Origin of the sequence: Nostoc sp. UIC 10607 (assembly GCF_047228265.1) — a bacterium.
Taxonomy (GTDB): domain Bacteria; phylum Cyanobacteriota; class Cyanobacteriia; order Cyanobacteriales; family Nostocaceae; genus Nostoc; species Nostoc foliaceum_A.
This window is the reverse complement of the sequence record NZ_JBIQNW010000030.1, coordinates 60,522-83,702: the sequence shown is the minus strand read 5'-3', so window position 1 is coordinate 83,702 and position 23,181 is coordinate 60,522. Positions and strand designations below refer to the sequence as shown.

The 23,181-nt window shown below is 42.0% G+C and carries 18 protein-coding genes and 1 pseudogene; 11 read left to right on the top strand and 8 right to left on the bottom strand.

Translation table 11 applies throughout. From position 1 onward, the window contains the following. Positions 1 to 514 precede the first annotated feature (514 nt). The gene (gene mutL / locus ACEYW6_RS22580) at positions 515 to 2,233 is read right to left on the bottom strand and encodes a DNA mismatch repair endonuclease MutL (protein WP_412981514.1); all 1,719 of its coding nucleotides are present in this window, start codon (positions 2,231 to 2,233) and stop codon (positions 515 to 517) included. Between the two features lie 261 nt (positions 2,234 to 2,494). Between mutL and ACEYW6_RS22575 the strand changes: the two genes are divergently transcribed. Further along, positions 2,495 to 2,830 carry a rhodanese-like domain-containing protein gene (locus ACEYW6_RS22575; RefSeq protein ID WP_196510361.1) on the top strand — a complete coding sequence of 112 codons (336 nt, stop codon included), beginning with the start codon at positions 2,495 to 2,497 and terminating at the stop codon, positions 2,828 to 2,830. Between the two features lie 374 nt (positions 2,831 to 3,204). Here ACEYW6_RS22575 and ACEYW6_RS22570 read toward each other — a convergent pair whose 3' ends face one another. After that, the gene (locus ACEYW6_RS22570; protein WP_412981513.1) at positions 3,205 to 4,242 is read right to left on the bottom strand and encodes an adenosine deaminase; all 1,038 of its coding nucleotides are present in this window, start codon (positions 4,240 to 4,242) and stop codon (positions 3,205 to 3,207) included. 454 nt (positions 4,243 to 4,696) lie between these two features. Here ACEYW6_RS22570 and ACEYW6_RS22565 point away from each other — a divergent pair, with 454 nt between their 5' ends. After that, positions 4,697 to 4,906 (top strand): hypothetical protein, encoded by a 210-nt coding sequence (locus tag ACEYW6_RS22565; RefSeq protein WP_190890347.1) that lies wholly within the window; start codon positions 4,697 to 4,699, stop codon positions 4,904 to 4,906. A gap of 441 nt (positions 4,907 to 5,347) precedes the next feature. Here the strand turns inward: ACEYW6_RS22565 and ACEYW6_RS22560 are convergent, their stop codons facing one another. Next, positions 5,348 to 5,689 carry a hypothetical protein gene (locus tag ACEYW6_RS22560; protein WP_412981512.1) on the bottom strand — a complete coding sequence of 114 codons (342 nt, stop codon included), beginning with the start codon at positions 5,687 to 5,689 and terminating at the stop codon, positions 5,348 to 5,350. Between the two features lie 329 nt (positions 5,690 to 6,018). Beyond that, positions 6,019 to 6,330: a threonine dehydratase gene (locus tag ACEYW6_RS22555; protein ID WP_190890349.1), complete on the bottom strand. Its 312-nt coding sequence runs from the start codon at positions 6,328 to 6,330 to the stop codon at positions 6,019 to 6,021. 269 nt (positions 6,331 to 6,599) lie between these two features. Here ACEYW6_RS22555 and ACEYW6_RS22550 point away from each other — a divergent pair, with 269 nt between their 5' ends. Continuing rightward, positions 6,600 to 8,897 carry a glycoside hydrolase family 10 protein gene (locus tag ACEYW6_RS22550; RefSeq protein ID WP_412981511.1) on the top strand — a complete coding sequence of 766 codons (2,298 nt, stop codon included), beginning with the start codon at positions 6,600 to 6,602 and terminating at the stop codon, positions 8,895 to 8,897. 40 nt (positions 8,898 to 8,937) lie between these two features. Here ACEYW6_RS22550 and ACEYW6_RS22545 read toward each other — a convergent pair whose 3' ends face one another. After that, positions 8,938 to 9,816 (bottom strand): phosphodiester glycosidase family protein, encoded by an 879-nt coding sequence (locus tag ACEYW6_RS22545; protein WP_412981510.1) that lies wholly within the window; start codon positions 9,814 to 9,816, stop codon positions 8,938 to 8,940. Positions 9,817 to 10,286: 470 nt separating this feature from the next. Next, positions 10,287 to 12,488, bottom strand: a complete 2,202-nt coding sequence (locus ACEYW6_RS22540; RefSeq protein WP_412981509.1) for a PAS domain S-box protein — start codon at positions 12,486 to 12,488, stop codon at positions 10,287 to 10,289. Positions 12,489 to 12,943: 455 nt separating this feature from the next. On the opposite strand from ACEYW6_RS22540, the gene ACEYW6_RS22535 reads away from it, so the two are divergent. From ACEYW6_RS22535 to ACEYW6_RS22510, 6 genes are all read left to right on the top strand, one after another. Beyond that, positions 12,944 to 14,287 carry an adenylosuccinate synthase gene (locus tag ACEYW6_RS22535; RefSeq protein ID WP_412981508.1) on the top strand — a complete coding sequence of 448 codons (1,344 nt, stop codon included), beginning with the start codon at positions 12,944 to 12,946 and terminating at the stop codon, positions 14,285 to 14,287. A 107-nt stretch (positions 14,288 to 14,394) separates the two neighbouring features. Continuing rightward, on the top strand, positions 14,395 to 15,000 hold the full coding sequence (locus ACEYW6_RS22530; protein ID WP_412981507.1) for a 50S ribosomal protein L25/general stress protein Ctc: 606 nt from the start codon (positions 14,395 to 14,397) through the stop codon (positions 14,998 to 15,000). A gap of 99 nt (positions 15,001 to 15,099) precedes the next feature. Beyond that, positions 15,100 to 16,629: an AAA family ATPase gene (locus ACEYW6_RS22525; protein ID WP_412981506.1), complete on the top strand. Its 1,530-nt coding sequence runs from the start codon at positions 15,100 to 15,102 to the stop codon at positions 16,627 to 16,629. 137 nt (positions 16,630 to 16,766) lie between these two features. Beyond that, positions 16,767 to 17,273 carry a hypothetical protein gene (locus ACEYW6_RS22520; RefSeq protein ID WP_196509859.1) on the top strand — a complete coding sequence of 169 codons (507 nt, stop codon included), beginning with the start codon at positions 16,767 to 16,769 and terminating at the stop codon, positions 17,271 to 17,273. A 103-nt stretch (positions 17,274 to 17,376) separates the two neighbouring features. Then, positions 17,377 to 18,168 (top strand): YdcF family protein, encoded by a 792-nt coding sequence (locus ACEYW6_RS22515; protein WP_412981505.1) that lies wholly within the window; start codon positions 17,377 to 17,379, stop codon positions 18,166 to 18,168. Positions 18,169 to 18,678: 510 nt separating this feature from the next. Beyond that, positions 18,679 to 18,900 (top strand): hypothetical protein, encoded by a 222-nt coding sequence (locus ACEYW6_RS22510; RefSeq protein WP_190890389.1) that lies wholly within the window; start codon positions 18,679 to 18,681, stop codon positions 18,898 to 18,900. A 5-nt stretch (positions 18,901 to 18,905) separates the two neighbouring features. Here ACEYW6_RS22510 and ACEYW6_RS22505 read toward each other — a convergent pair whose 3' ends face one another. Beyond that, complete coding sequence (locus ACEYW6_RS22505; RefSeq protein ID WP_313889930.1) at positions 18,906 to 19,148, bottom strand: ferredoxin-thioredoxin reductase variable chain; 243 nt, start codon at positions 19,146 to 19,148, stop codon at positions 18,906 to 18,908. Between the two features lie 627 nt (positions 19,149 to 19,775). On the opposite strand from ACEYW6_RS22505, the pseudogene ACEYW6_RS22500 reads away from it, so the two are divergent. Beyond that, positions 19,776 to 19,889, top strand: a pseudogene (locus tag ACEYW6_RS22500) (Uma2 family endonuclease); the annotation flags it as partial. Positions 19,890 to 20,026: 137 nt separating this feature from the next. Here the strand turns inward: ACEYW6_RS22500 and miaA are convergent. Continuing rightward, positions 20,027 to 20,929 (bottom strand): tRNA (adenosine(37)-N6)-dimethylallyltransferase MiaA, encoded by a 903-nt coding sequence (gene miaA / locus ACEYW6_RS22495; RefSeq protein WP_412981504.1) that lies wholly within the window; start codon positions 20,927 to 20,929, stop codon positions 20,027 to 20,029. 194 nt (positions 20,930 to 21,123) lie between these two features. Between miaA and gyrB the strand changes: the two genes are divergently transcribed. Then, positions 21,124 to 23,061, top strand: a complete 1,938-nt coding sequence (gyrB, locus tag ACEYW6_RS22490; RefSeq protein ID WP_196509854.1) for a DNA topoisomerase (ATP-hydrolyzing) subunit B — start codon at positions 21,124 to 21,126, stop codon at positions 23,059 to 23,061. The last annotated feature ends 120 nt before the right edge of the window (positions 23,062 to 23,181 follow it).

Genomic DNA, 23,181 nt, shown 5'->3' with positions numbered 1-23,181 from the left:
CGACCCTGGTTTCATACCTATCTTTACAGCAATACTAATGAATACTCACACCTGTGTAAAAAACCTACACCTGTCAGACCCGAACCCTCCCCGTATGTATTAGGGAGGGAACTGGATTTTCTTGTTTCCCCCCTTTATAAGGGGGATTAAGGGGGGTAAAACGCCTGTGTAATAAGCGTTTTAGCTTAAGTTGACACGTATGGGCATTGCGCCTTGCCCTCTACGATAAATCTATATGTATCAGGATTTTTGTGAATTGGTGTCAAAGGTGTTTTTTGATGTTTGGGGAGATGGTGAAGTACCAAAAAGGAGTAAATTAGAATTTCCCTCTAATCCCACCTAACAATTACTTAAATCTTGTAAAGATTTAAACATTAACGTAAATGAATATAAATAAAATTACACTTTCCCAGTTAGAAAACTTTTTAATGGGAGCGGCGGATATTCTGCGGGGCAAAGTGGACATTAATTAATTAATGTCCACTTTGGTCTAGTATTGGCATTACTGAAAACATCAAATTCCATGACTTTTACCAATTACCCAATTACGCCGGAAAAATCGCGCTAAAGCTGATTCTTCTAAGGATAGATAAATTGGTCGTCCGTGGGGACAGGTGCGAGGGTTGCGAGTGCGTTGCCAATTATCTAAAAGTGTCTGCATTTCTTCTTGGTTCATAGGTGTACCATTACGAATGGCACTGCGACAAGCGACAGCTACTTGGGCTGTTTGTAAATCACCTCCCCAGCTAAGTTCTAAAATTGCTTCTGCACAGTCGTCTCGCTGTTGCAAAGGTGCGGGTATGTTTCGCACTGCCCAAAGTTGTTCGCCAAAGGGTTCTATTTCTAAACTGATGCGTTGTAGTTGTGATACTTGCGCTGGTGACAATTGATAAAGAATGATTGGCGGTTCGACAGGGACAAGTTGCCAATCATCGCATAATTGCTCATACAAAACTCGCTCATGGGCAATGTGCTGTTCTACTAACCACATACCACCTGGATGTTCAGCCACAATATAGGTGTTACTAACTTGAGCGACAGCTTTTAAAGAGTTAGGAGTTGGGAGTGAGGAGTTAGGAGTTTTGGGATTTTCGTTAGGATTTTGAGAATTGAAATTGTAGCTGCCTTTTGCTTCTGCGGCTTTGAGTAATTTACTAACTCGCGTCGTGTGAACAGCTTCTTTGAGGTTGGGAGAAGAAATGCTGAGTGCTTGGTTAATTGCTTGGGTAATTTGTTCTTGCCAATAAATGATTTCGTTGAGATAAATCTCTGTTTTCGCTGGATTGCGATTCCAATTAATTTGATCGGGAGAAATGGCAAGATGTAAGAAACAAATTGGATAGCGATCGCGTGGTAATGTTCTGTGAAATGCTGATAATATCGTTTGCTCTAGTTCTGGTGTTTTAACCATCCGTCCGTTAATGGCTACACGTACCCAATCTGGACGATGACGATGACAGCGATCGGGTAATCCTACCACTAAATTGAGTGCTGAGTGGGGAGAGACGCGATTCATCGCGTCTGTACAAGAGTTGGGAGGGTTGGGTATTTCGAGTTTGACTTCTTGCAAATCACCTTGTCGCACTTGGGGTAAAATCTGTGGTAGCAATTGCCCAGTTGTCGCAGCTGGAGAGATGGTGAACCATTGACGGTCATTTTGCCAAATCTGCCAAGTAACGTGAGGATGACATAGGGCAATTTGGTGAATTGTGGCTTGCACGGCTTTCATTTGCTGTGCTGCTGTGGGTAATCCCTGACGACGAGATGAGCAATTACCGAAAAGATGAGAAACTGTCACCACTGTACCAGGTGCGATCGCAGTTACTTCAACTTGCACAACTTCCCCGCTATCGCCATAGCTAATCCGCCATCCTAAGTTTCCACCCACAGGACGACTCAAAATTTCCAAATCTGCCAAAGTCGTTAAACTGTGTAACGCCTCACCACGAAACCCCAAACTGTTAATTTTCCATAAATCGGCACCAGAGCGAATTTTACTGGTGCTGTGGGCTGTGGCTGCTTGTTGCAAATCATCTAGGTTCATTCCACAACCATTATCTGCAACACGAATTCGCCATTGCTGCGGCCATAAAGAAACCACAATTCGCGTTGCACCTGCGTCTAGGGAATTTTCTACCAATTCCCGCACCACAGAAGCAAAAGAGTCGATTACCTCACCAGCTGTAATGAGATATACGACTTCTGTTGGTAGAGCTTGAATAGTAGATGCCATAAATTATAGTTTATAGCTTCTGGGTGCAAGGGAAGTGGAGGGAGAAATCAATTAAAAGTTAAAAATTAAAAATTGTACCTTTACGGGGATCTTGTGCTTCTCGTAGAGAAGAAGAAGACTGGGGGAGATGTAGCTTTAGCTTCCCGTAGCTTGGATAAATAAGCAGACGAATTTACGAGAAATTTTTATTAATTGTAAAGAAAACTCAATTAAAGGGGGATTTTTGATAAATTGCTTGTGAGGTGATGAACCAGAAAACTTATGAGTAATAACTTAGTTGCTGATGTCCATGAGTTAAAGACCCGTTTGCAATGGGGTCAACCAGGTTTTACAATTGTTGATGTGCGCGATCGCCACACCTACAATCACGGTCGGATCAGTGGAGCAATACCCATCCCATTAAACGATTTGGTATCTAGAGCCAAATCTGCTCTACATAAAGAACGCCATATTTATATCTATGGCGACAGTGACGAACATACAACCCAGGCTGCACAAATTCTAAGAGGGCAAGGGTTTGCTGAGGTAGCAGAAATCAAAGGTGGTCTTGCAGCTTGGATTTCAATCGGTGGTGCTACAGAAGGTGTCGCCGCTTAAACTTAACTCAGATATATAGCAATCCTATTTGGGTTGTGAAATTGTCGTCGAGGTAGGCAATAGGCAATAGATTTTTTTCACGAATGATTTAGGATTTCTATCTCAATCCAAGTCTATTTATTGCATAATTGCTAGTTTTTGTACTGCACATTAGACTTCTAACAAAAATCTGAATTAGCGAAAAGGAAACCACAGATAAACACCGATGAAATATCTGCGTGTATCTGTGGTTTAATCCCTAAAAAATTTACTTTTGCAAGATATCTACTGTGCATTACAGCTTTCTCTACGGCATCATCAAAACTAACTGATTGCAACATTAATTAACATTGAATTATCTTACTTTCTGCTTACCTCTAGATGGTGGTTAATTACTATCGCGTCAGAACTTTAGGTGGTTCAGGTTTCAGTAACCCATTCAACAGGGATGCGGGACGTTGACTGTAAGGCCAAGCAAAAGCATGACGGAAAGCTGCATCCTGACAAGCTTGTAGTTGGGCAAAACTGATAATGTTATAAGTCAAGAGATTCTCATACTCAAATGGTAGACGCACATTGTGCAACCCAGCATTATCGGTACAGATAGCGATATCTACCCCAGCTTCAAAACAACGATCAAAAACTAATTTGAGTTGACGGATATCCTGCAAAGTACCAGTTTTCAGGTAAGTTGTGGGGCAAACCTCTAAACACTGTCCGCGTTTAGCGACATCATTAAGTAACTCTGGATATAGTAAGGGAATTTGGATGCCGTGACCGATTCGCATGAGATAGGGTAAGAGTTCGGGGTAACAGCCAGCAGTGGTTTCATATAAATGTCCCGTGGTGTTAACGCCCTGCGATCGCGCATAATCATATAAGCTAATCCATTCTTCTAAGCGATCGGCATAATAGCTATCACCCCCCGCTACATCTACTGCACAGACATACTGCTTATTTTGCGCCGCCAAATCAACAATCGCCTTGTTCACCTCATAGGGTAGACGCGTGTGCATACAGAGAATTTGGCTAGTAACAATCGGATATTCTGGCTGGTGGCTAGCAAGTCCTACTACTTCCACAATTTCTGTCATCTTGTCAATTCTCTGTGATTGATTCAGATGCTCAGGTGTACGCAAATATGGAGTGTAACGCAGTTCCAGGTAAGCCAAATTTTCAAAAATGTAAGCACCCCGCACCAAGCGATAGATAAAGTAAGGCAAAGTCTCCACAGTTTGCACACTTTCTACGAGAGTGTGTAATTCTAAATACTCATCCAGGGTGTTGCGTGGGCGAGTATAAAAATCTTCAAATTCTGAATAGTCCGCAAAGCGGGAAATCAACTCCGAAGAATGTCGCTCGAAATATCGCCATAAAACTCTGGGTACGACCGAGCCGCCCAGGTGCCTATGTAATTCAGCATATAAAGCCATAGTGGTATTTTTAGGTAAAAATTTCATTAATTGTAACAAAAACATAGAAATAAAAATCTATACTCGAAGAAATAATGAACATCGGCGGGAATCCCATCCCAACAAGAGGGGTGTCCAGGATAGCGGCCCGCCGATTTAGTCATTAGTCATTGGTACTAATGACTAATGACTCGAAATTCCACGGCTTTTCATGAAAAGCCGTGGGATGATTTAACATAGGCTCCGACCGAGAAGCTGCACAAAGGTTGGGATTTTATCCATATTTTCTGAAAATCCAGCATTTATATAGTGTTTTGAGCAAAAATAAACTTGACATTATCAAGATTAAATTGATAGCATTGAAAGATTTTAATTTTTGTGTTACACTAAATAAACATTGCTATTGTTGAGCAAGTGAAATATAGCAATATATTTTTCCTTTAACTAAGCAAATTCCTGGCAAGGTTGGTATTAATTGAAAATTCAAGCGTTGGAAGTCAAAGCTGGCGATCGCATTGTTGCTTACTGCAACAACAAAATGCAAATCTGCAAGGTAAAACGCATCTTAGATCCCGGTCAAGCTAATATCACACTATCAGTATTCACCTCTGAGAATTATCGCGGTTGCTCAGTTTCGTCTATAGTCCGCTTTCAAAGCAACGCCTTAGTTGATTTAGTAAGTTAAAAATCAAGTAAACATTCAATCTCAAAAATATCTTTAGCTATTGTCCAGCCTCAAGCTGGATATAGTTATTATTGTATGTGCGATGCCTGTGGCGGGCTACGCCTACGCACATACAAATCCGTTAATTGTGGCTGGATGATTTTTCAGAAAAACGCTCTCACACTATAAGCAGTGCAGGCGGAAGTTTTTGAGAAAACTGATACTATGCTCATGCACCACCAAAAAATTAGAGAACTAGGCACAAAATAATTAGAATTCTGCTTAGTTTCTAGTAGTTTGTCAAATTTAAATTGATGGGTAAGCAAGTTCGTAGTAAGGACTTTAGTCCTTAATTCCGTTGCAATCACTCATCCAAGCGAGACATTTCTACCGCACGGTTTAACAGCAAGCCATTAACCTGGTTTGAAGCGGAGTGGAGCGCTAAAATATAATACTTGCCGTTTATATTACTGATAATTGCACCTCCAGAAGTACCGTGATTAGTATCACAGTTGTGATACAACAAATTGGAGGATACTGCATTCCAGGTGAACGCCAGCAGTTAGTTATACTTTCACCAGCACTTAGATTTTCATAACCTTTTTTCTTGGGGTTGGGAAAATCACCAGAATAGCCTACCAAAGCGAACTTTTTCGTATCGCCAACCAAACCAGAAGATGGTAGGGATTTCCAGCCCAAATAACAATATTTTTTACCGATAGGCTTGTTGAGCTTCAAAATCGCCCAGTCATTTGAGTAATCGGCTAAGGTGCCATTTTTAAAGTCTGCGGTTACGGTGTACACACAAGTGCTAGTAAATTATGGATGGAAGGGATTGAGGGGGATCTAAAAAGTTAGGAGGCTAAAGGAGTAGTTTCAAAACATACCCAATTAATTGGTAGCCTCTACCTTTTCCTTGCAGTGCATAGGCGTAGCCTGTGCACTGCTAACCAACAAGGCATAGTGCAGGCTAAAAGTCTTCTGAGTCCTTGTGTCAAGCCTAATTGAGATGATATTATCCTGGCAAAGCGATGCCTACGGCGAGTTTCTCTACGAGATGCTCCGCGTAGCTTGCTTCCACGGAGTGGTACGCTAACGCGTTACTAAAATCACCCTCCAATTGATGGCTTTTATTAGTTCTTTTTCACATCGCGAGCCATATTGAGGTAGTAGTCGTCAATTTTGGCATTAGGACGACGGCGGTTAGTGGCAGAAATTTTAGAAGTGTTATCCTGATTCGTTTTAATTGGCTCTTTTGCAGAAGCTTGCTTTATACCTTGCGCCTCATCCGATTCCAAGAAATAATCAGACCTTGTAAATCCGAACAGGTTGGCAAAAAAACCAAATAAATTTCCTACAGCATTGGAAACACTTTTGAATAAAACACCAAACAAGCCTTGAAGACGAAGGAACAAGTTCCGAACAATTTGAGTTAGACGAAACATAACAGCACCCTCTATGATTGCCTATTATTATTCTGACTTAATTCCAATAGGAGGAATGGTGCTATGCAAAAAATCTACCAGGCGTAGGCATGAGAGCAGCGAGAATTTATTAGAGGTTGTATTTGAAACATTTCTATTTGGCACCACAAACCCTATAACTGCGTCAACTATCTTGCAGCTAAATTACTGTATCAGTTTTCCTGGTGTAGCAATTTAACGTTTATATGGAATGAATATAACCAATTAACCTCATTTAGTCAGCAGAAGTAATGACAAATCAGTTTTGGGAAAAAAGCATAGAAATCAATGCTACTCTAACCAACTTACTAGTTAACACCGTGCGTAGCTTATTCCTGTATCGCAGCAAGCTACGCAAAGCGTCTGGTAGAGTTGCGCCTAGTCGTCAGACATCGCCTTTCATTCATCAAGGTTGGTGGCTTTTAAGGAAGCGTTTGCTGCCATTATTATGTCTGATATCATTCGTTACGGTATTGCTAATCAACAGCTTTGCCCCTAGCTTTGCCCAACTACCTCCTCAACCTCGTCAAGAAATTCGGGGGGTATGGCTGAGTGGTAACGATTTTAACGTTTTCAGAAATCGCTCAAAGGTGCAAGCAGCCATGAGCCAATTGCGGCAGCTAAACTTTAACACCGTTTATCCAGTAGTCTGGAACGATGGCTATACCCATTACCCCAGTGCCATCATGCAAAAAAAGGGTATTCCCTTCTTCTTCAAAGGAACAGATGGACAAGATGTGATTGCAGACATTATCAGCCAAGCCCGCAGAGAAGGGCTACTAGCAATTCCTTGGTTTGAATTTGGTTTCATGGTTCCCCTAAGTTCGGAACTCGCATCCCAGCATCCAGATTGGCTGACACAAAAACGGGATGGGACTCAAACTTCAATTAGTGCTGCGGGTGAGGTAGCGTGGTTGAATCCGTTTCACCCGGAAGTGCAAAAGTTGATCACCGAACTCGTGATGGAAGTCATTACTCAATACGATGCTGATGGCGTTCAATTTGACGACCACATGAGTTTACCTGTGGATTTTGGTTACGATAAATACACAATTAGTCTATATACTCAAGAAACGGGCAATCCTCCCCCACCGAATCCCCAAGCCCAAGCATGGATAAAATGGCGGGCAGATAAAATCACTGCATTCATGGTAGACCTCCACCAAACTGTGAAAGCTAGAAAACCGAATGCTATCTTCTCAGTTTCTCCTAATTACTATGATTTTGCCTACAAGCTGCAACTGCAAGACTGGCTTAACTGGGTACGGTTAGGTATTGTCGATGAGTTAGTCATGCAGGTATACCGTAATGATTTAGAAAGTTTTATCGCTCAAATTACCCGCCCAGAAATTTTAGAAACCCAAAAAATCATCCCAACTGGTATCGGTATTATGGCGGGGTTACGAAATCGCCCAGTTTCCATGCCACAAATCCAATCCCAGGTGCAAGCAGCGCAACAACGCGGTTTAGGTAGCGGCTTTTTCTACTACGAAAGCCTTTGGGATATCGCGCCTGAACCAGCAGCGCAACGCCAGTCAGCTTTTGCGGCTCTTTTTCCAAATCCAGTGTTGCGCGACATCTCTCAAAATACACCCCGCAAGCCAACTTTTGATACCATATCCCTACCTTTATACACAAAACCTTCCCTTGGACAACGGGTTCGCGGCTATTTTCTGGAAATAGCGATCGCAAATGGTCAACCAAAGCGTATCTTATTAGATACAGGGTCAGCAGGGCTGCGAGTTCCCAAAGAGTTTTTAGGTAATGCTCCTATCCGCAGAACAGGACAAAATATCAAGGAAGTATTAAGTGATGGTACTCTCTTAGAGGGAGAATTAGTTTATACCAATGTCCGGTTTGGTTTGCTTCCCGCCGCAGAACCAGTTCCGGTACAAGTTGTTACTAGCCGCCAATGTATTGCCCAAAAGCCTAATTGTTCAGCAAAGAGTGGTGCGCCATTTTCTGGTATTATCGGTGTCAACTATTTTGAAAAGTCACTTCCCTATAATCCGTTGAGAAAATTACCAGGAAATCTGAGTAACGGATTTATGGTGATTGGAAATGGTGGTAGTAACAATAATGGCAGCCTAATTCTCGGTTTGACTGCCAATAATCAAGCAGGTTTCAAAATGGCTGCTTGGAGTAAACAAAGCGAAATTAATGGTGTGCCCGGTAATAGATGGGACTCTCAACTGAGCAAAGTTTGTTTAACTATTGCTGGGAGTTCTGCTAAAAATCTTTGTAATGGCAAAATGATCACTGATACTGGAACTATTAATGGTTTGACTGAATTCAAGTCAGCTTCTACAGCAGGTAAGCTCAAGCCAGGAGTGTTACGTTCAGCAAATGCTCTGAAAGTAGCAATTAATAGCATTTTTGATTACAGCCTGACACCAGGAACCCGCGACGGATTTAATCGCTGGAATTTGAGTATTTCGCCACAAGCAGAACTTCCTATATTTGTAAATACTGGCATCGCCTTTTTTGATAAATACGATGTCCTCTTTGACCAAGTTAATGGAAGACAAGGTTTTCGCAGTCGGCGGTAAGAGGGTAGTAAAGTCTTGCTACCTCAGATAGCATTCAATACTAGTTTTCCTGAACCAGCAAAACTGACTTCACGGGACGCTTGATAGGATTTCCTTCCAAATCAACCTTCCCGTAAAAGGTTTTGCCCTTGTAATAAAGTGAAGACGAACTCCCACCATCCAGATTCATTGCTTGATCAGCACCAAGAGTTTTCATAAAATCAGCTAATGCTGGTAAGGATATCCCAGAGTTCGCGGGAGCCGAGGGTTTTTGAGCCACCATAACTAAAATAACGCTGCCATCACGAGTGATACCCACAGCAGTTCTGGCGTTGGGTTGGTTGCTGCCAAGTGCATCTCGTTTATTGGAATTATCCACAAAGCCCTCTTTTACTAACGTGATGTCTGGTAATAGGCGTGGGCCAGCACCTATAGCATCGACTAACTGACAACCTGCTGGTGGTGACTGACTGTGTAGGGCAATAGAATAACTGATAGTTTGCCCACATAAGTAGCTGCGAAATTCTGCACGATTGAATATTTGACCCAGGTAAGGTTTTAAGTTGGGATTGTTCACCAGTCGCTCATTTTCCTTGGGGTCAGCTACCAACTTCCCTTGTCTGACAACGTAAGATGTCGATTTTTGGTTAACTGGGTCAAAAAAGCCTGCATTCAAAATAGCTACGGCTCGATGCTTCTGGGCAAATTCCTCTACAGTGGCTACCTTCTGTGATAATGCAGGAGTTACCAAAAATCTGCTGTTAGCTGGAATTAACACGATGTGAGCTATGCTTTGAGACAAAGTGCGCTCGAAGTAGCGAATAGTTTTTGGTGGTGAAGATGCAACAGTTAGTATTGACGGTGTTGAAGAACGCAAATTAAACCACAACACCATTGTCAAACTAATTAATATCAAAGCCAGTAGTTTGATTTTTCTCACATTTAAACCCACTGCGGTTAGCTCAAACAAAATTAGTTTAGTTGAAATAGCAGAAACACAGGGAGAAATTAACCGCTATAAAGATCCTGTTCCTATTATTACTAAGCGATCGCTAATTTTTGGCTGATAGTAAAAATTCTCTAAAAATCCCTATTGGGTATTGAAACGCTTGAAACTTACTAAAATCCCTATTGGGTATTGAAATTAAGACTATGTTAGAAACCGCAAACCTGAAAAATATCTCCAATCTCAGGTAGCGCACCTGCACAGTCTAATAGAATAAAGGTATGGTGGATTCATAACCAATACCCAAGAGTCGATCCCGTATATAGTCCAGATCAGAAAATAGTGATAACGGCGTATCATATTAACTGATATTCTTTATTTCTATTAACCATTTTTCAACGTGGGCAGAAAGTTTTGGTTGATAGGATTTTTGTAGTCTGTGATATTTTCACCAGCAATATAAATTAGCCATCTCCTGTAACTGATTCCAATTCTAGAGACAGCGAATGTGTATCTCTGAATGTTGAGGCAGGCAAGTACACTGTAAATTGAGTACCTCTATTTACTTGACTGTAAACATTGACAAAACCACCGTGATTTTTAATAATACCCAACGCCGTGGAAAGTCCTAAACCTGTACCTTTGCCTACCTCTTTGGTAGTGAAAAATGGTTCAAAAATCCGTTGCTGGACTTCCGACGACATCCCCATACCAGTATCCGTCACCACGATCGCAATATAAGAACCCACTTTAGCATCAATATTTATCTGGGCAGAATGTTCACCAATCACCAGATTTTCTGCCGCCATCCTCAATATACCGCCACTAGGCATAGCATCGCGGGCGTTGACTACTAAATTTATCAGCACTTGATGTAGTTGAGTTGTGTCTCCACGCACATACCATAGGTTCTTGGGAATATCTGTCTGGCAGATGATGGATTTGGGGAATGTTTGAACGATAATTTGCTCAATTTCTGCCATCAAAGGCTGAATTTGGACAATTGTCTGTTTACCTTCAATACCCCGTGCAAAGGACAACACTTGCTTGAGCAAATTAGCACCGCGTTTGACATTATTTTCTAGGGTTTGCAGTATTTGCTGACTCTGCGAATCGGGCAATTTCTTCTGCAACAGTTGAACTGACATTAAAATTGGGGATAGTATATTGTTGAGGTCATGGGCGATACCGCCAGCTAGGGTGCCGATACTCTCCAAACGTTGCGATCGCAGAAGTTGAGCTTCCAATTGTTTCTGCTGCGTAATCTCGGTGTTCACACTCAAAATGGATTTGGGTTGTCCATTATCATGTCGGATCAGTGTCCACCGACTTTCAAGGATAATTACTTTGCCTTCCCTTGTTAGTTGATGCAACTCACCGCGCCACTCACCCGCTTTCATTACCTTCAAGTAAGCATCTTCTAACTGTGGTGAAATGTCTTTATACAAAAGTTGCACAACATTTTTGCCCACAGCTTCCTCAGCCTTCCAGCCGTATAGACGTTCAGCACCTTTATTCCAAAACAAGATTTGGTTGTGGATATTTCGCACCAGAATCGCGTCAGTTGATACATCCAGCAGCGCTGCTTGTTCACGGATTTTCTGTTCTGCCTGTTTTTGCTGGGTTATATCTCGCGTCAGTGCCAAATGGATAAACGTACCATCAAATTCGTTACGCAGTGGTACGGCATGAGTTTCCATGTAGCGGCGGGTACCTTTAAATCCAACGATTTCAAACTCCAAAGTCCCTTTGTTACCTTGGCAGATATTTTTATGCAAGTCGGCAAAGGCTGCTCTATACTCTGGTAAAATTACAGCATCAGCTGGTTTACCAATCAAAACATCAGCACTTTCCACTTCCAGCATTGCAAGCCCATAGGCATTAATTTCTAAAATGGTGCCATCCCTGGCAATTAACTTGATGCATTCTGGCTCTGCATCTATCATGGCTCGTAAACGATTTTCGCTTTGGCGTAGGGCCAGTTCCGTCTGCTGAAGTTGCTTGATATAACGCCACAACAAGTCATACAGCAGCCCCACCAGGACTAAATCCACAACAGCAGCGATAAAAAATGTGACTATCGCCTTTTGAGAATTTGCTTGTGACTGCTGCATTCCCTGCTGTAATAAATTTTGCTCTAGCTCTAAAGAGTCGTGAATAAGCTGTTGGATTTCTTTGCCAATTTGCTTGTCTTTGTCAGATAAGATTCGCTGCCGAACTGCTTCAAATCCCTGGTTTTGCCTGAGGTAAATTTCTTGTTGCAGGATGTTGAGCCTGTTGCTAATTTTTGGCTCCAACAAAAAAATCCACTGCTGCTTTTGATGGTTCTGGGCAGTTAACTTGCTGAGAATCTGAATATTGCTATTAGTTTGTTGATAAGCTGCAAGATAAGTTTTTAGATCATCTGCATCTGCTGTAATTAGGTAATTACGTTGTGCAGTTTCAGTATCTTTGAGTGTAGATTGGATCTTTTCAAGTTGAGTAACCACTTCATAGGAGTATATCATCCATTGCTGGTTGTAAATCAGCTTAACAGTGTTGCTATAGGAGACTACAGCGTTAGTAAATATAACTGCTAACGCTAAGATGAATATTGCTTTCAGCTTTTGGACTCGATACCATTTTTTGATCATGCGATCGCCCTTTCTGCCGCAGATGCCCTCCATCAGTTAAAATTAAAGATTAAAAGTAAATACTGAGAATATTTTAATGATTGTGACAGCACGGGTAACAAAATACAATCTCTTCAAGTTTTAAATATCTGGATTTTTTGGGATGATGATTTATACATAATAATCACAAATAAATCCGCTAATTTTTAATATAAATTCATTTTGAGCAGTAGTATAGCCAATGCAGTTTGGATCAGATTAAGTTGCCTATCCATAATGTTTGTAGATAGATTGCATTGCAACGCATCTATAATTAGGGAATTGTAATTAACCTCCCACTATCCATAAATCCAAAACAAAACCAGGGCATTGATGTCAACTTAACGTTACCGCGGCAGTTTCTAACCGCCTGAATTGAAAACTAAGTTATTCTGCAATAAACTTGACATGATTCAAGCAATGTGTTAATAATTATAGTTTGTGGAAACTTTACTTCTTAATATAAGCTCTTGGCTAACGTCATTGTCATAGGTGCCCAATGGGGCGATGAAGGAAAAGGTAAAATAACTGACTTACTCAGCCGTTCCGCAGATGTTGTGGTTCGTTACCAAGGGGGTGTCAATGCTGGACACACGATTGTAGTTAAAGGTCAGACCTTTAAGCTGCACTTGATTCCCTCTGGTATTTTGTATCCAAATACCGATTGTATTATCGGCTGTGGAACAGTCATCGATCCACAGATTTTGATCGCAGAACTCGACCAATTAAAAGAATTAAATATTTCCACTGACCACCTGCTGATATCTGAGACAGCCCACGTAACGATGCCTTATCATCGGTTGATTGATCAGGCATCCGAAGAACGACGGGGAAGCCATAAGATCGGCACAACAGGTCGGGGCATTGGGCCGACTTATGCTGACAAATCTGAACGTACAGGCATTCGGGTTTTAGACTTGATGAACCCGGATGGGCTAAGTGAGCAGTTGGAATGGACGATTAATTATAAAAACGTCATTTTAGAAAAGCTTTACAACTTGCCACCTCTAGATCCACAAGAGGTAATTGAACAGTATTTGGGTTATGCAGAACGCTTGCGCCCTTACGTTATTGATACATCGTTAAAAATATACGATGCGATTCAGCGACGGCGGAATATTTTGTTTGAAGGTGCACAAGGTACGCTTCTTGACCTAGATCATGGAACTTATCCCTATGTCACCTCCTCTAATCCTGTGGCCGGGGGGGCTTGCGTTGGTACAGGGGTAGGGCCGACAATGATTGACCGGGTAATTGGAGTGTCGAAAGCCTACACAACGCGAGTGGGAGAGGGACCATTTCCCACCGAATTGGATGGAGAGTTGGGAGAATTGTTGTGCGATCGCGGTGCCGAATTTGGCACAACCACCGGGCGCAAACGCCGCTGTGGCTGGTTTGATGCTGTCATTGGTCGCTATGCCGTGCGGATAAACGGCATGGATTGTATGGCGCTCACCAAACTGGATGTCCTGGATGAATTAGAGGAAATCCAAGTTTGTGTAGCCTATGACATAGATGGCCAACGCAGCGAACACTTCCCCACAAGTTCTCGTCAATTTGCTAGATGTCGCCCCATCTACAAAACCTTACCAGGATGGAAAGTGTCAACAACCCACTGCCGCACCCTGGAAGACTTGCCACAGCAAGCACTGGACTATCTAAAATTCCTCGCTGAATTGATGGAAGTCCCGATCGCGATCGTCTCACTAGGAGCAAGCCGCGATCAAACCATAATCGTAGAAGACCCCATCCACGGGCCCAAACGCGCTTTATTGCAGGCTGACGGCACACCTGCTACCCTGCTCAGTGCTTAGTTAAAAGTTAAGAGTTAAGAGTGAGGAGTAAGTAATTAATTCAAAACTCCTAACTCCTAACTTCTAACTCCTAACTCCTAACTCTAATTAACAACTCACATATTTCTATGGCTATTACAGTCGAATCTCAAAAACGCCCAGAAGGCAGCAAGCCAAGAGCTTTGCGCCGTTCTGGACTGATACCTGCCAATTTATACGGTCACAAAGGTACAGAGTCAATTTCTTTGACCATTGATGCCAAAACTGTTGAGCGCTTGCTCAAAAGAGTTTCAGTCAACAATACATTGATTGAGTTAAACGTTGCTGATGTACCTTGGCGCGGCAAAGCCCTACTGCGGGAACTTCAAATCCATCCAGCAAAAGGTACACCCTACCACCTCAGCTTTTTCGCGGTTGCAGGCCACGGCGACACAACTGTAGGAGTACGGCTGCGTTTTGTGGGAAATGCTATTGGTGTTAAACAAGATGGTGGTGTTTTAGACACCGTAATCTCCGAGTTGCAAGTGAGTTGTGCGCCAGAAAACATCCCAGATGTAATTGAAATCGATGTCTCTAACCTGCAAATTGGAGACAGCTTGAGTATTAGTGATATACCCTTTCCTGAAGGTGTAACACCTCTAGCTGAATCAGAACGACTTGTTGTGAGCGTTTTGCCACCACAAATCAGTGCTGAAGATGCTGGGACAGAAGCTGAAACTGAGGCAGCTTCTTAAGCTAGGTAAACTGTGTAATAATTTTTGATGACACCAGGGGGGAACTCCTGGTTTTTTTGTATTTGAACCGCAGAGGCGCAGAGAGCGCAGAGGACAGAGATGACAGAAGCGACTCTTCCAGTCTTAATTCAGCAAATGTTACAGCCAGGATTTTATCCCCATCCGGTAACAGAACCCATTCAACTAATTCAAACCCACGTTTCTTATGTGCTGCTGGCTGGGGATTACGCTTATAAGCTGAAAAAACCTGTGAATTTTGGTTTTTTGGACTTTTCCACCTTAGAAAAGCGGCAGCATTTTTGTCAGGAAGAGTTACGGTTAAATCAACGGGGTGCTGGTGAACTGTATTTAGAAGTTTTGCCCATAACTCTGGTAGGGGAAAAATATCAGTTAGGGGGAACGGGCGAGGCTGTAGAATACGTGCTGAAGATGTGCCAGTTTCCTCAAGAGTCTTTATTAAGTACACTTTTTGAACAGGGTAACTTAAATGAGACACACCTAGAAGAGTTGGGACGGGTCGTGGCTCAATACCATGCCGAAGCACAGACGAATGATTATATTCGCAGTTTTGGTGAAGTGCCAAAAGTTCGGGCTGCAATTGATGAAAATTATCAGCAAACTGAGAAGTATATTGGTGGCCCGCAGACTCAGGCGCAGTTTCTAGAAACAAAGCAATATACAGATAATTTTTTTGCAGAACATCCAGAATTATTTGCTAACAGAATTCAAAACGATTATATTCGTGAATGTCACGGGGATTTACACCTGAGAAATATTGCGTTGTGGCACGATAAAATCCTGCTGTTTGATTGCATTGAGTTTAATGAGCCGTTTCGCTTTGTCGATGTGATGTACGATGTGGCGTTTACGGTGATGGATTTGGAAGCGCGGCAGCGCAAAGACTTGGGTAATGCTTTTTTGAATGCCTACATAGAGCAAACTGGAGACTGGGAAGGCTTACAGGTGCTGCCCTTGTATTTAAGCCGTCAGGCTTATGTCCGGGCAAAGGTAACTTCGTTTTTGCTAGATGATCCGAGTGTACCCGCGACGGTAAAGGAAGAAGCGACAAAAACCGCCGCTGACTATTACAAACAGGCTTGGGACTATACTAAACCAAAGCTGGGACAACTAATTTTGATGTCGGGGTTGTCAGGCTCTGGTAAAAGTACCACAGCAAGGAATTTAGCCCGTCAACTGGGAGCGATTCACCTTCGTTCTGATGCAGTGCGGAAACATTTAGGGGGAATTCCCTTATGGGAAAAGGGTGGCGATGATTTATATACCCCTGAGATGACCGAGAAAACTTACACACGGCTATTGGAATTGGGAATTATCCTGGCTAAACAAGGTTTTTCGGTGATTTTGGATGCCAAGTATGATCGACAGCAGTTGCGGCAAGAAGCGATCGCTCAAGCTACGAAGTATCAACTACCGCTTCAGATTATTCAATGCACAGCACCGTTAGAAGTTCTAAAAGAACGTCTGAACAATCGCACTGGTGATATTGCTGATGCCACCGCTGATTTATTAGACTTACAAATCAAACAAGCTGAACCTTTCACTGAAGAAGAACAATCCTACGTAAAGATTTTGGATACAACTCAACCACAACAGGCACAATTAAAATAATTCGTAATTCGTAATTCGTAATTCGTAATTGAATCGAAAATTAGGAATTACGTTAGCGAGTCAGATGCTCCTACGTTGCTAACGCTTCTCTACGAGACGCTGCGCGAACGAATTAGTTAATAGCCTTTTTTTATTCTATGGCAGACAAAAAGAACGATTTTTTCAGTATTTCTCCCAGCTTCTTTTCTCAGTTGTTATTTGGGGCATTTTTAACATTTATATTAATAATGACCGGCTCTGCACCAGCCCTGAGCATCTTTTTAGGTATCATGGGCGGTTTCATCTTAAGCTGGATCACAAATGTAACCAATAATAGCCCCCAGCCTCCAACTGTAGCCTCTTCTGATGGCGTGGATACAGGATTGAAATACTGGTTATTTTTCATGCTTGGCTTTGTGTATTTGGGGTATCCAGCACCCATGAGTATCTTACTAGGTGGAATAGGTGCTTTAGCTGGAGGCTGGATTACTGCTTGGTGGGGAAGTAAGGAAGAAACTAGAACTCAGCTGCAAGTTGAAGAATCAGAGGAGGGCGAAGTTGAACCAACGAACGATAGGATCAACAAACGGCAAACAAGAAGAAGTGCCCGCCGTTATCGTCGCACTCCTGGAAGTAGTATCAATCTCAGGTTTTGGGAAAAGTAATAATTTGGGAATGGGGCATTGGGCATTGGATATCGGGCAATAATCAATAGTTCTTCTTCCTCATCTCCCTCATCTCCCTATTTCCCATTCTCTATTCCCCAATATGTTTTTATATCTATCCAAATTACTGCCACTATTTTTTTATCCACTAGGATTAGCCTGCGTGAGCTTGGTAGTAGCATTAATCACGTTGTGGAAACGACCGCGCACTGCGGCGATCGCAATTGCTTTTGCCCTAACTTTATTGCTATTTTGCAGTAATGGTTGGATTGCTAAATCACTCGTGCGATCGCTAGAATGGCAAAATCTGCCACCCGCCCAAATACCAGTTGCAGAAGCAATTGTGGTTTTAGGTGGCGCAACCAAATCAGCGTTTCCCCCCAGACCTACCGTCGATTTGAGTGAATCAGGCGATCGCGTAATTTATGCCGCACAACTGTATCGCCAAAAAAGAGCGCCTATAATTATCCTCAGTGGGGGTCGCATTGATTGGCGTGGAAGCGGTTCATCAGAGTCGGCAGATATGGCAACAGTACTCACATCTATTGGTATTCCATCTGAAGCGATTGTTCAGGAACCTGAATCTCTTAATACTTATCAAAATGCAGTGAATGTCCGAAAAATTTTGGAATCACGTGGCATCAATCAGGTGTTATTAGTTACTTCGGCGATGCACATGCCGCGATCGCTTAGAATTTTTCAACGTCAAGGAATTAATGCTATTCCTGCACCCACTGACTTTATAGTTAGTGAGGGTGAACTCCAAGAACTCGGCAGCACTCCCAAAGGCGCTATATTGAATTTATTACCTGATACCGACAACTTAAACCAATTTACCAGCGCTTTAAAAGAGTATATTGGTTCTTTTGTCTATCGCTTACGAGGTTGGCTCTGAAAGAGTGATAATTATATAGTTCCTTGATCAGGAATGCTATTGATCATAAACTCACCACCATATAATTTCGCTATATGCTGAACAATACTAAGCGATAATCCAGAGCCTTGTTGTTCGTATAACTTTCGATTAAAAATGAATATTTGAGAAAACCCGTAAAACTCAAGCGTCTGGCAGCCACCATTCAACTGAAGATAATTATCCAAAGAATACTATTTTCACAGGATTCCTTGAAGACAAATGAATGGAGATAATTACAAACATCTTTGTCATCAACGACAAATCTTTACGCCCAAGACTAAGCCAATCTGTCCCACATACATTTAACTTCGGTAAAATCCGTCAAACCCTCCCATCATCCCCTAAAAAATAATCAGCTATCGCATCACGCAAACAGGCTCAACAGCATTACTCACAAGATTTTATAGTCGCGTATCGCCAATAGCTATAATTTCAATAGTCGCAGAGTTTTAATTTTTAAATACCTTAGCACTTAGCACTCTTAAAATTATGTCTAAAAATTTACCCTATATTATCCCATCCCCTCAACCCCAAGTTGAAGAAGCTTTTGCTACTTACCAAACAACCCACCAGTTCTATCACGAAGTTCGTTCCCGGTCAGAGTTTGAGCGTTATTGTGAATGGTATTATACAACAGCAGAACAGCACCGCCAAGAGCTTAAAAGAATGCGCGGCGAACTGAATATTTTCCAGTGGTTTCGCCGCCGATGAGTCATCTAAATGACTTCTAATTCATTTTCACGTAAATGGGCTTTAAACTTTTTACTAAACTGGACTACAATCGGCAGATTAGCGCTTACGGGTCTGTCTCGCCATTGGGTGGCAATATTTACTACATCTCCTTCTTCACCTTTGATGTCAAAAGGCTGATTCCGATGTTCAGGATGATGATACACTACTACCGAATCTTTAACGCGGACGCGATCGCCAACTTTCATAACAAAATTTACATCTAGCATTTGCTTTTCCACAAGTATCTGCTACAAAATATATGAATGAACTACCTCATCTTACTTTGTTGAAGATGAGGTTTCTACATCCCCATCAGTAAGTTTAGATTTTTGTAAAAAGCCCTAGCAAATAGAATTCGCCCCCAGAAGAGACTTTAACTGTCTACGCGGGCTTTCAATTTCTTAAGTCCAGGCAGCCACTGAGGCAATAGTTTAAACGATGCCTTTGTTAATTTTTTAATGCATATCTAGTTCAAAGGATGTGGGAGTAAAAACACAGATTTGATCGTCTGAGAGAGCGAGCACACTAATCTTAACCAATTATTGGCATAACCGAATAGGAAGCGATCGATATTTAATCTATCAGCTTCAAGTATTAAAAACCTTTAATCAATATCATAACCCGAAAAACGATGTAAATAAAGCACTTATATTTTTAACTATTTTAAGTAAAAGCATATATCAAATACCAGATCAGATAATATGTGAAAATAAGATATATCGGATGCAAGCACATTATCTAAACTAAATTCATATAAATCTTAAACAAAAATGTCCCATATTAATCATATACACTCCTCTGCTTCAAAAAATAAACTAACCTAGAAATAATGCTCTTAAAGACTGGATAAAATCATGGTTCAGCAACTTCTAATCAATGATGATGATTACTATGTGCCAGATGCCAACCAGCTAGTCACTGAAAATGATACACCTGTGGATAATTTTGCATCTGCTAAACAACAACGCGCCGAACAAGCAGAACAACGCACCCAATTACTAGCAGATAGGCTACGGGCTATGGGCGTAGATCCCGACACTCTATAAAACACTCGCTGTTAAGACGCAAAGTTTTTTTACGTCTTTGCATGAGTAAAAAAATCTCACTAACTCGTGCAACTTATAAACTTATTTATACGATGCCAAACCTTCTCTAATAAATCAGGATCATTCGCATCAAACCATTCAATTTTTGGATAGGCGCGAAACCAAGTGCGTTGTCGCTTGGCAAATTGTCGTGTATGCAAAACTATTAATTCTTTTGCTTCATTTAAGGAAATATCCCCAGCCAAATATTGCTTAATTTCTTGATAGCCCAAAGTATTCAACAAAGACAAATCAGCGCCATATTTTTGACAAAGATACTCCACTTCAGCGACGAAATTATCTGCTATCATTTGCTCAGTACGCTGTTTAATCCGAGCATCCAACTTTTCAACATCGCAATCTAAACCAATTTGCAAAATCGGATAATTCGGTGGATTCTCCCCTTGTTGTTCTGAAATGGGGCACCCAGTAACATAATATACCTCTAAAGCTCTTAAAGTTCGCACTGAATCATTAGCATGAATTTTTTGTGCAGCAACTGGATCAACTTGTTGTAACATTACGTAGAGTTGAGTTTGACCAAGAGATTCAAGCTGCGATCGCAATTCTGTTTGTGGTGCAACTCTAGGGATTTTCATCCCTTGGACAATGGAACGGATATATAAACCAGTCCCACCAACTAGCAACAGTGGTGTAACATCAACAGAAGCAATTAAGGCTTGTGTTTGTTCCTGGTAGTCTGCTACTGTCATCATGTCTATTGGATCGCAGATATCTATTAAATAGTGCGGCACCAATTTTTGTTCAGCCACACTTGGTTTCGCCGTCCCAATATCAAACTCACGGTAAACTTGACGAGAATCAGCACTAAGAATCACAGAACCCAACCCCATCGCCAAAGCCAAAGCCAAACCCGACTTACCTGTTGCCGTCGCCCCACAAATCACAATTAATTTAGTCATTAGTCATTAGTCATTAGTCATTAGTTTTCTTCCCTTGCTCCTATGCCCCTCTTATACGGTACTGCAACCCCAGTATAAACTTCTCTTGAAAATGCCCTACAGACGCCAGCAAGGCTTTTGTGTTACAATTTTGGAGTGTTTTTACTTTTATTTGCCTTTAGGCGATTTCAACCCCACGCATCAGGAGAGTTTACATGACGAGCAGTTACAGTGCCGATCAGATTCAAGTTCTGGAAGGTCTGGAAGCCGTCCGCAAAAGACCAGGAATGTACATCGGTACCACTGGGCCGCGAGGACTCCACCATTTAGTTTACGAGGTGGTGGACAATTCAATCGATGAGGCTTTGGCGGGTCATTGCACTCATATAGAAGTGGATATCAACGCTGATGGTTCCGTGACTGTAACAGATGATGGTCGCGGTATTCCCGTCGATACTCACTCACGCACCGGGAAATCGGCTTTGGAAACCGTGATGACAGTATTGCACGCCGGTGGTAAGTTTGGCGGCGGTGGCTACAAAGTTTCTGGAGGTTTGCACGGGGTTGGTATTTCTGTTGTTAATGCCCTATCTGAGGTTGTAGAAGTTACAGTTTGGCGAGATAAAAAAGTTCATCTCCAACGCTATGAACGGGGTATCCCAGTTAGTGAACTGCAAGTAAAGCCTTACAAAGAAGCTAGAACTGGAACTTCTGTCACCTTTAAGCCAGATACTCAAATCTTTACAACTAGCATTGAGTTTGATTACATCACTTTATCAGGTCGCCTACGGGAATTGGCGTATCTGAATGCAGGTGTCAAAATTACCTTTACTGACCACCGTTTAGAACTACTAAAAAGCGATACACCGAAAGTAGAATCCTACAATTACAAGGGTGGTATTAAAGAATATATCGCCTACATGAACCGCGAGAAGCAGCCGCTGCATGAAGAAATTATCTATGTGCAGGGAGAACGCAACAACGTACAAGTGGAAGTTTCCTTACAATGGTGTACTGATGCTTACACGGATAATGTTCTAGGTTTTGCTAACAATATTCGCACGGTGGATGGTGGTACGCACTTAGAAGGATTGAAGGCGGTTTTGACTCGGACATTAAATGCGATCGCCCGTAAGCGCAATAAAATTAAAGAGAATGAACCTAACCTCAGTGGCGAACACGTCCGCGAAGGTTTGACTGCGGTAATTTCCGTTAAAGTCCCAGATCCAGAATTTGAAGGACAAACTAAGACTAAACTTGGTAACACCGAAGTTCGAGGAATTGTTGATTCTTTGGTGGGAGAAGTTCTCACCGAGTACCTAGAATTTCATCCTGCGATCGCAGACTCAATTTTAGATAAAGCTATCCAAGCTTTCAAAGCCGCAGAAGCAGCGCGTCATGCGCGAGAGTTGGTCCGGCGCAAATCTGTACTGGAATCTTCGCCATTACCTGGTAAATTGGCAGATTGCAGTTCTCGTGACCCCAGCGAATCTGAGATATTCATCGTGGAAGGGGACTCAGCAGGTGGAAGTGCCAAACAAGGACGCGATCGCCGGACTCAAGCTATCTTGCCTCTACGTGGTAAAATTCTCAATATTGAAAAAACCGACGATGCCAAAATCTATAAAAATAACGAAGTTCAAGCGTTAATTACAGCACTTGGTTTAGGTGTCAAAGGTGATGAATTCGATTCCACCCAACTGCGTTATCACCGCATAGTCATCATGACTGACGCTGACGTAGATGGAGCGCACATTCGAACTTTGTTGTTAACATTCTTCTATCGATATCAACGGGCACTGATCGAACAAGGCTTTATTTATATTGCTTGTCCCCCATTGTTTAAAGTAGAACGGGGACGTAATCATGAGTACTGCTATAGCGATCGCGAAAAAAATCAAGCGATCGCCAAATTTCCTGCTAACGCCAACTATACCATCCAACGCTTCAAAGGTTTGGGTGAAATGATGCCACAACAACTCTGGGACACCACAATGAACCCAGAAACCCGCAAAATGAAGCAAGTCGAAATTGAGGACGCTGCCGAAGCTGATCGCATCTTCACAATTTTAATGGGCGATCGCGTCGCACCCAGACGAGAATTCATCGAAACCTATGGTTCTAAACTGAACTTCACTGATTTAGATATCTAATATCAATTCCCTGCTACTACTCTGAGAATTTTTGACAAAGGTAATGGGTGATAGGTTTTCACCCATTACCTTTTTTATATCCAAAATTGCTATAAAAAAATACCTCTTTTGGCTGATGTC

Excerpts from the sequence above, each read along its gene's own strand:
- mutL (WP_412981514.1), bottom strand. The coding sequence starts at position 2,233 with ATGGCATCTACTATTCAAGCTCTACCAACAGAAGTCGTATATCTCATT.
- ACEYW6_RS22575 (WP_196510361.1), top strand. The coding sequence starts at position 2,495 with ATGAGTAATAACTTAGTTGCTGATGTCCATGAGTTAAAGACCCGTTTG.
- ACEYW6_RS22570 (WP_412981513.1), bottom strand. The coding sequence starts at position 4,242 with ATGGCTTTATATGCTGAATTACATAGGCACCTGGGCGGCTCGGTCGTA.
- ACEYW6_RS22555 (WP_190890349.1), bottom strand. The coding sequence starts at position 6,330 with ATGTTTCGTCTAACTCAAATTGTTCGGAACTTGTTCCTTCGTCTTCAA.
- ACEYW6_RS22550 (WP_412981511.1), top strand. The coding sequence starts at position 6,600 with ATGACAAATCAGTTTTGGGAAAAAAGCATAGAAATCAATGCTACTCTA.
- ACEYW6_RS22540 (WP_412981509.1), bottom strand. The coding sequence starts at position 12,488 with ATGGAGGGCATCTGCGGCAGAAAGGGCGATCGCATGATCAAAAAATGG.
- ACEYW6_RS22530 (WP_412981507.1), top strand. The coding sequence starts at position 14,395 with ATGGCTATTACAGTCGAATCTCAAAAACGCCCAGAAGGCAGCAAGCCA.
- ACEYW6_RS22525 (WP_412981506.1), top strand. The coding sequence starts at position 15,100 with ATGACAGAAGCGACTCTTCCAGTCTTAATTCAGCAAATGTTACAGCCA.
- ACEYW6_RS22520 (WP_196509859.1), top strand. The coding sequence starts at position 16,767 with ATGGCAGACAAAAAGAACGATTTTTTCAGTATTTCTCCCAGCTTCTTT.
- ACEYW6_RS22515 (WP_412981505.1), top strand. The coding sequence starts at position 17,377 with ATGTTTTTATATCTATCCAAATTACTGCCACTATTTTTTTATCCACTA.
- ACEYW6_RS22510 (WP_190890389.1), top strand. The coding sequence starts at position 18,679 with ATGTCTAAAAATTTACCCTATATTATCCCATCCCCTCAACCCCAAGTT.
- ACEYW6_RS22505 (WP_313889930.1), bottom strand. The coding sequence starts at position 19,148 with ATGCTAGATGTAAATTTTGTTATGAAAGTTGGCGATCGCGTCCGCGTT.
- miaA (WP_412981504.1), bottom strand. The coding sequence starts at position 20,929 with ATGACTAAATTAATTGTGATTTGTGGGGCGACGGCAACAGGTAAGTCG.
- gyrB (WP_196509854.1), top strand. The coding sequence starts at position 21,124 with ATGACGAGCAGTTACAGTGCCGATCAGATTCAAGTTCTGGAAGGTCTG.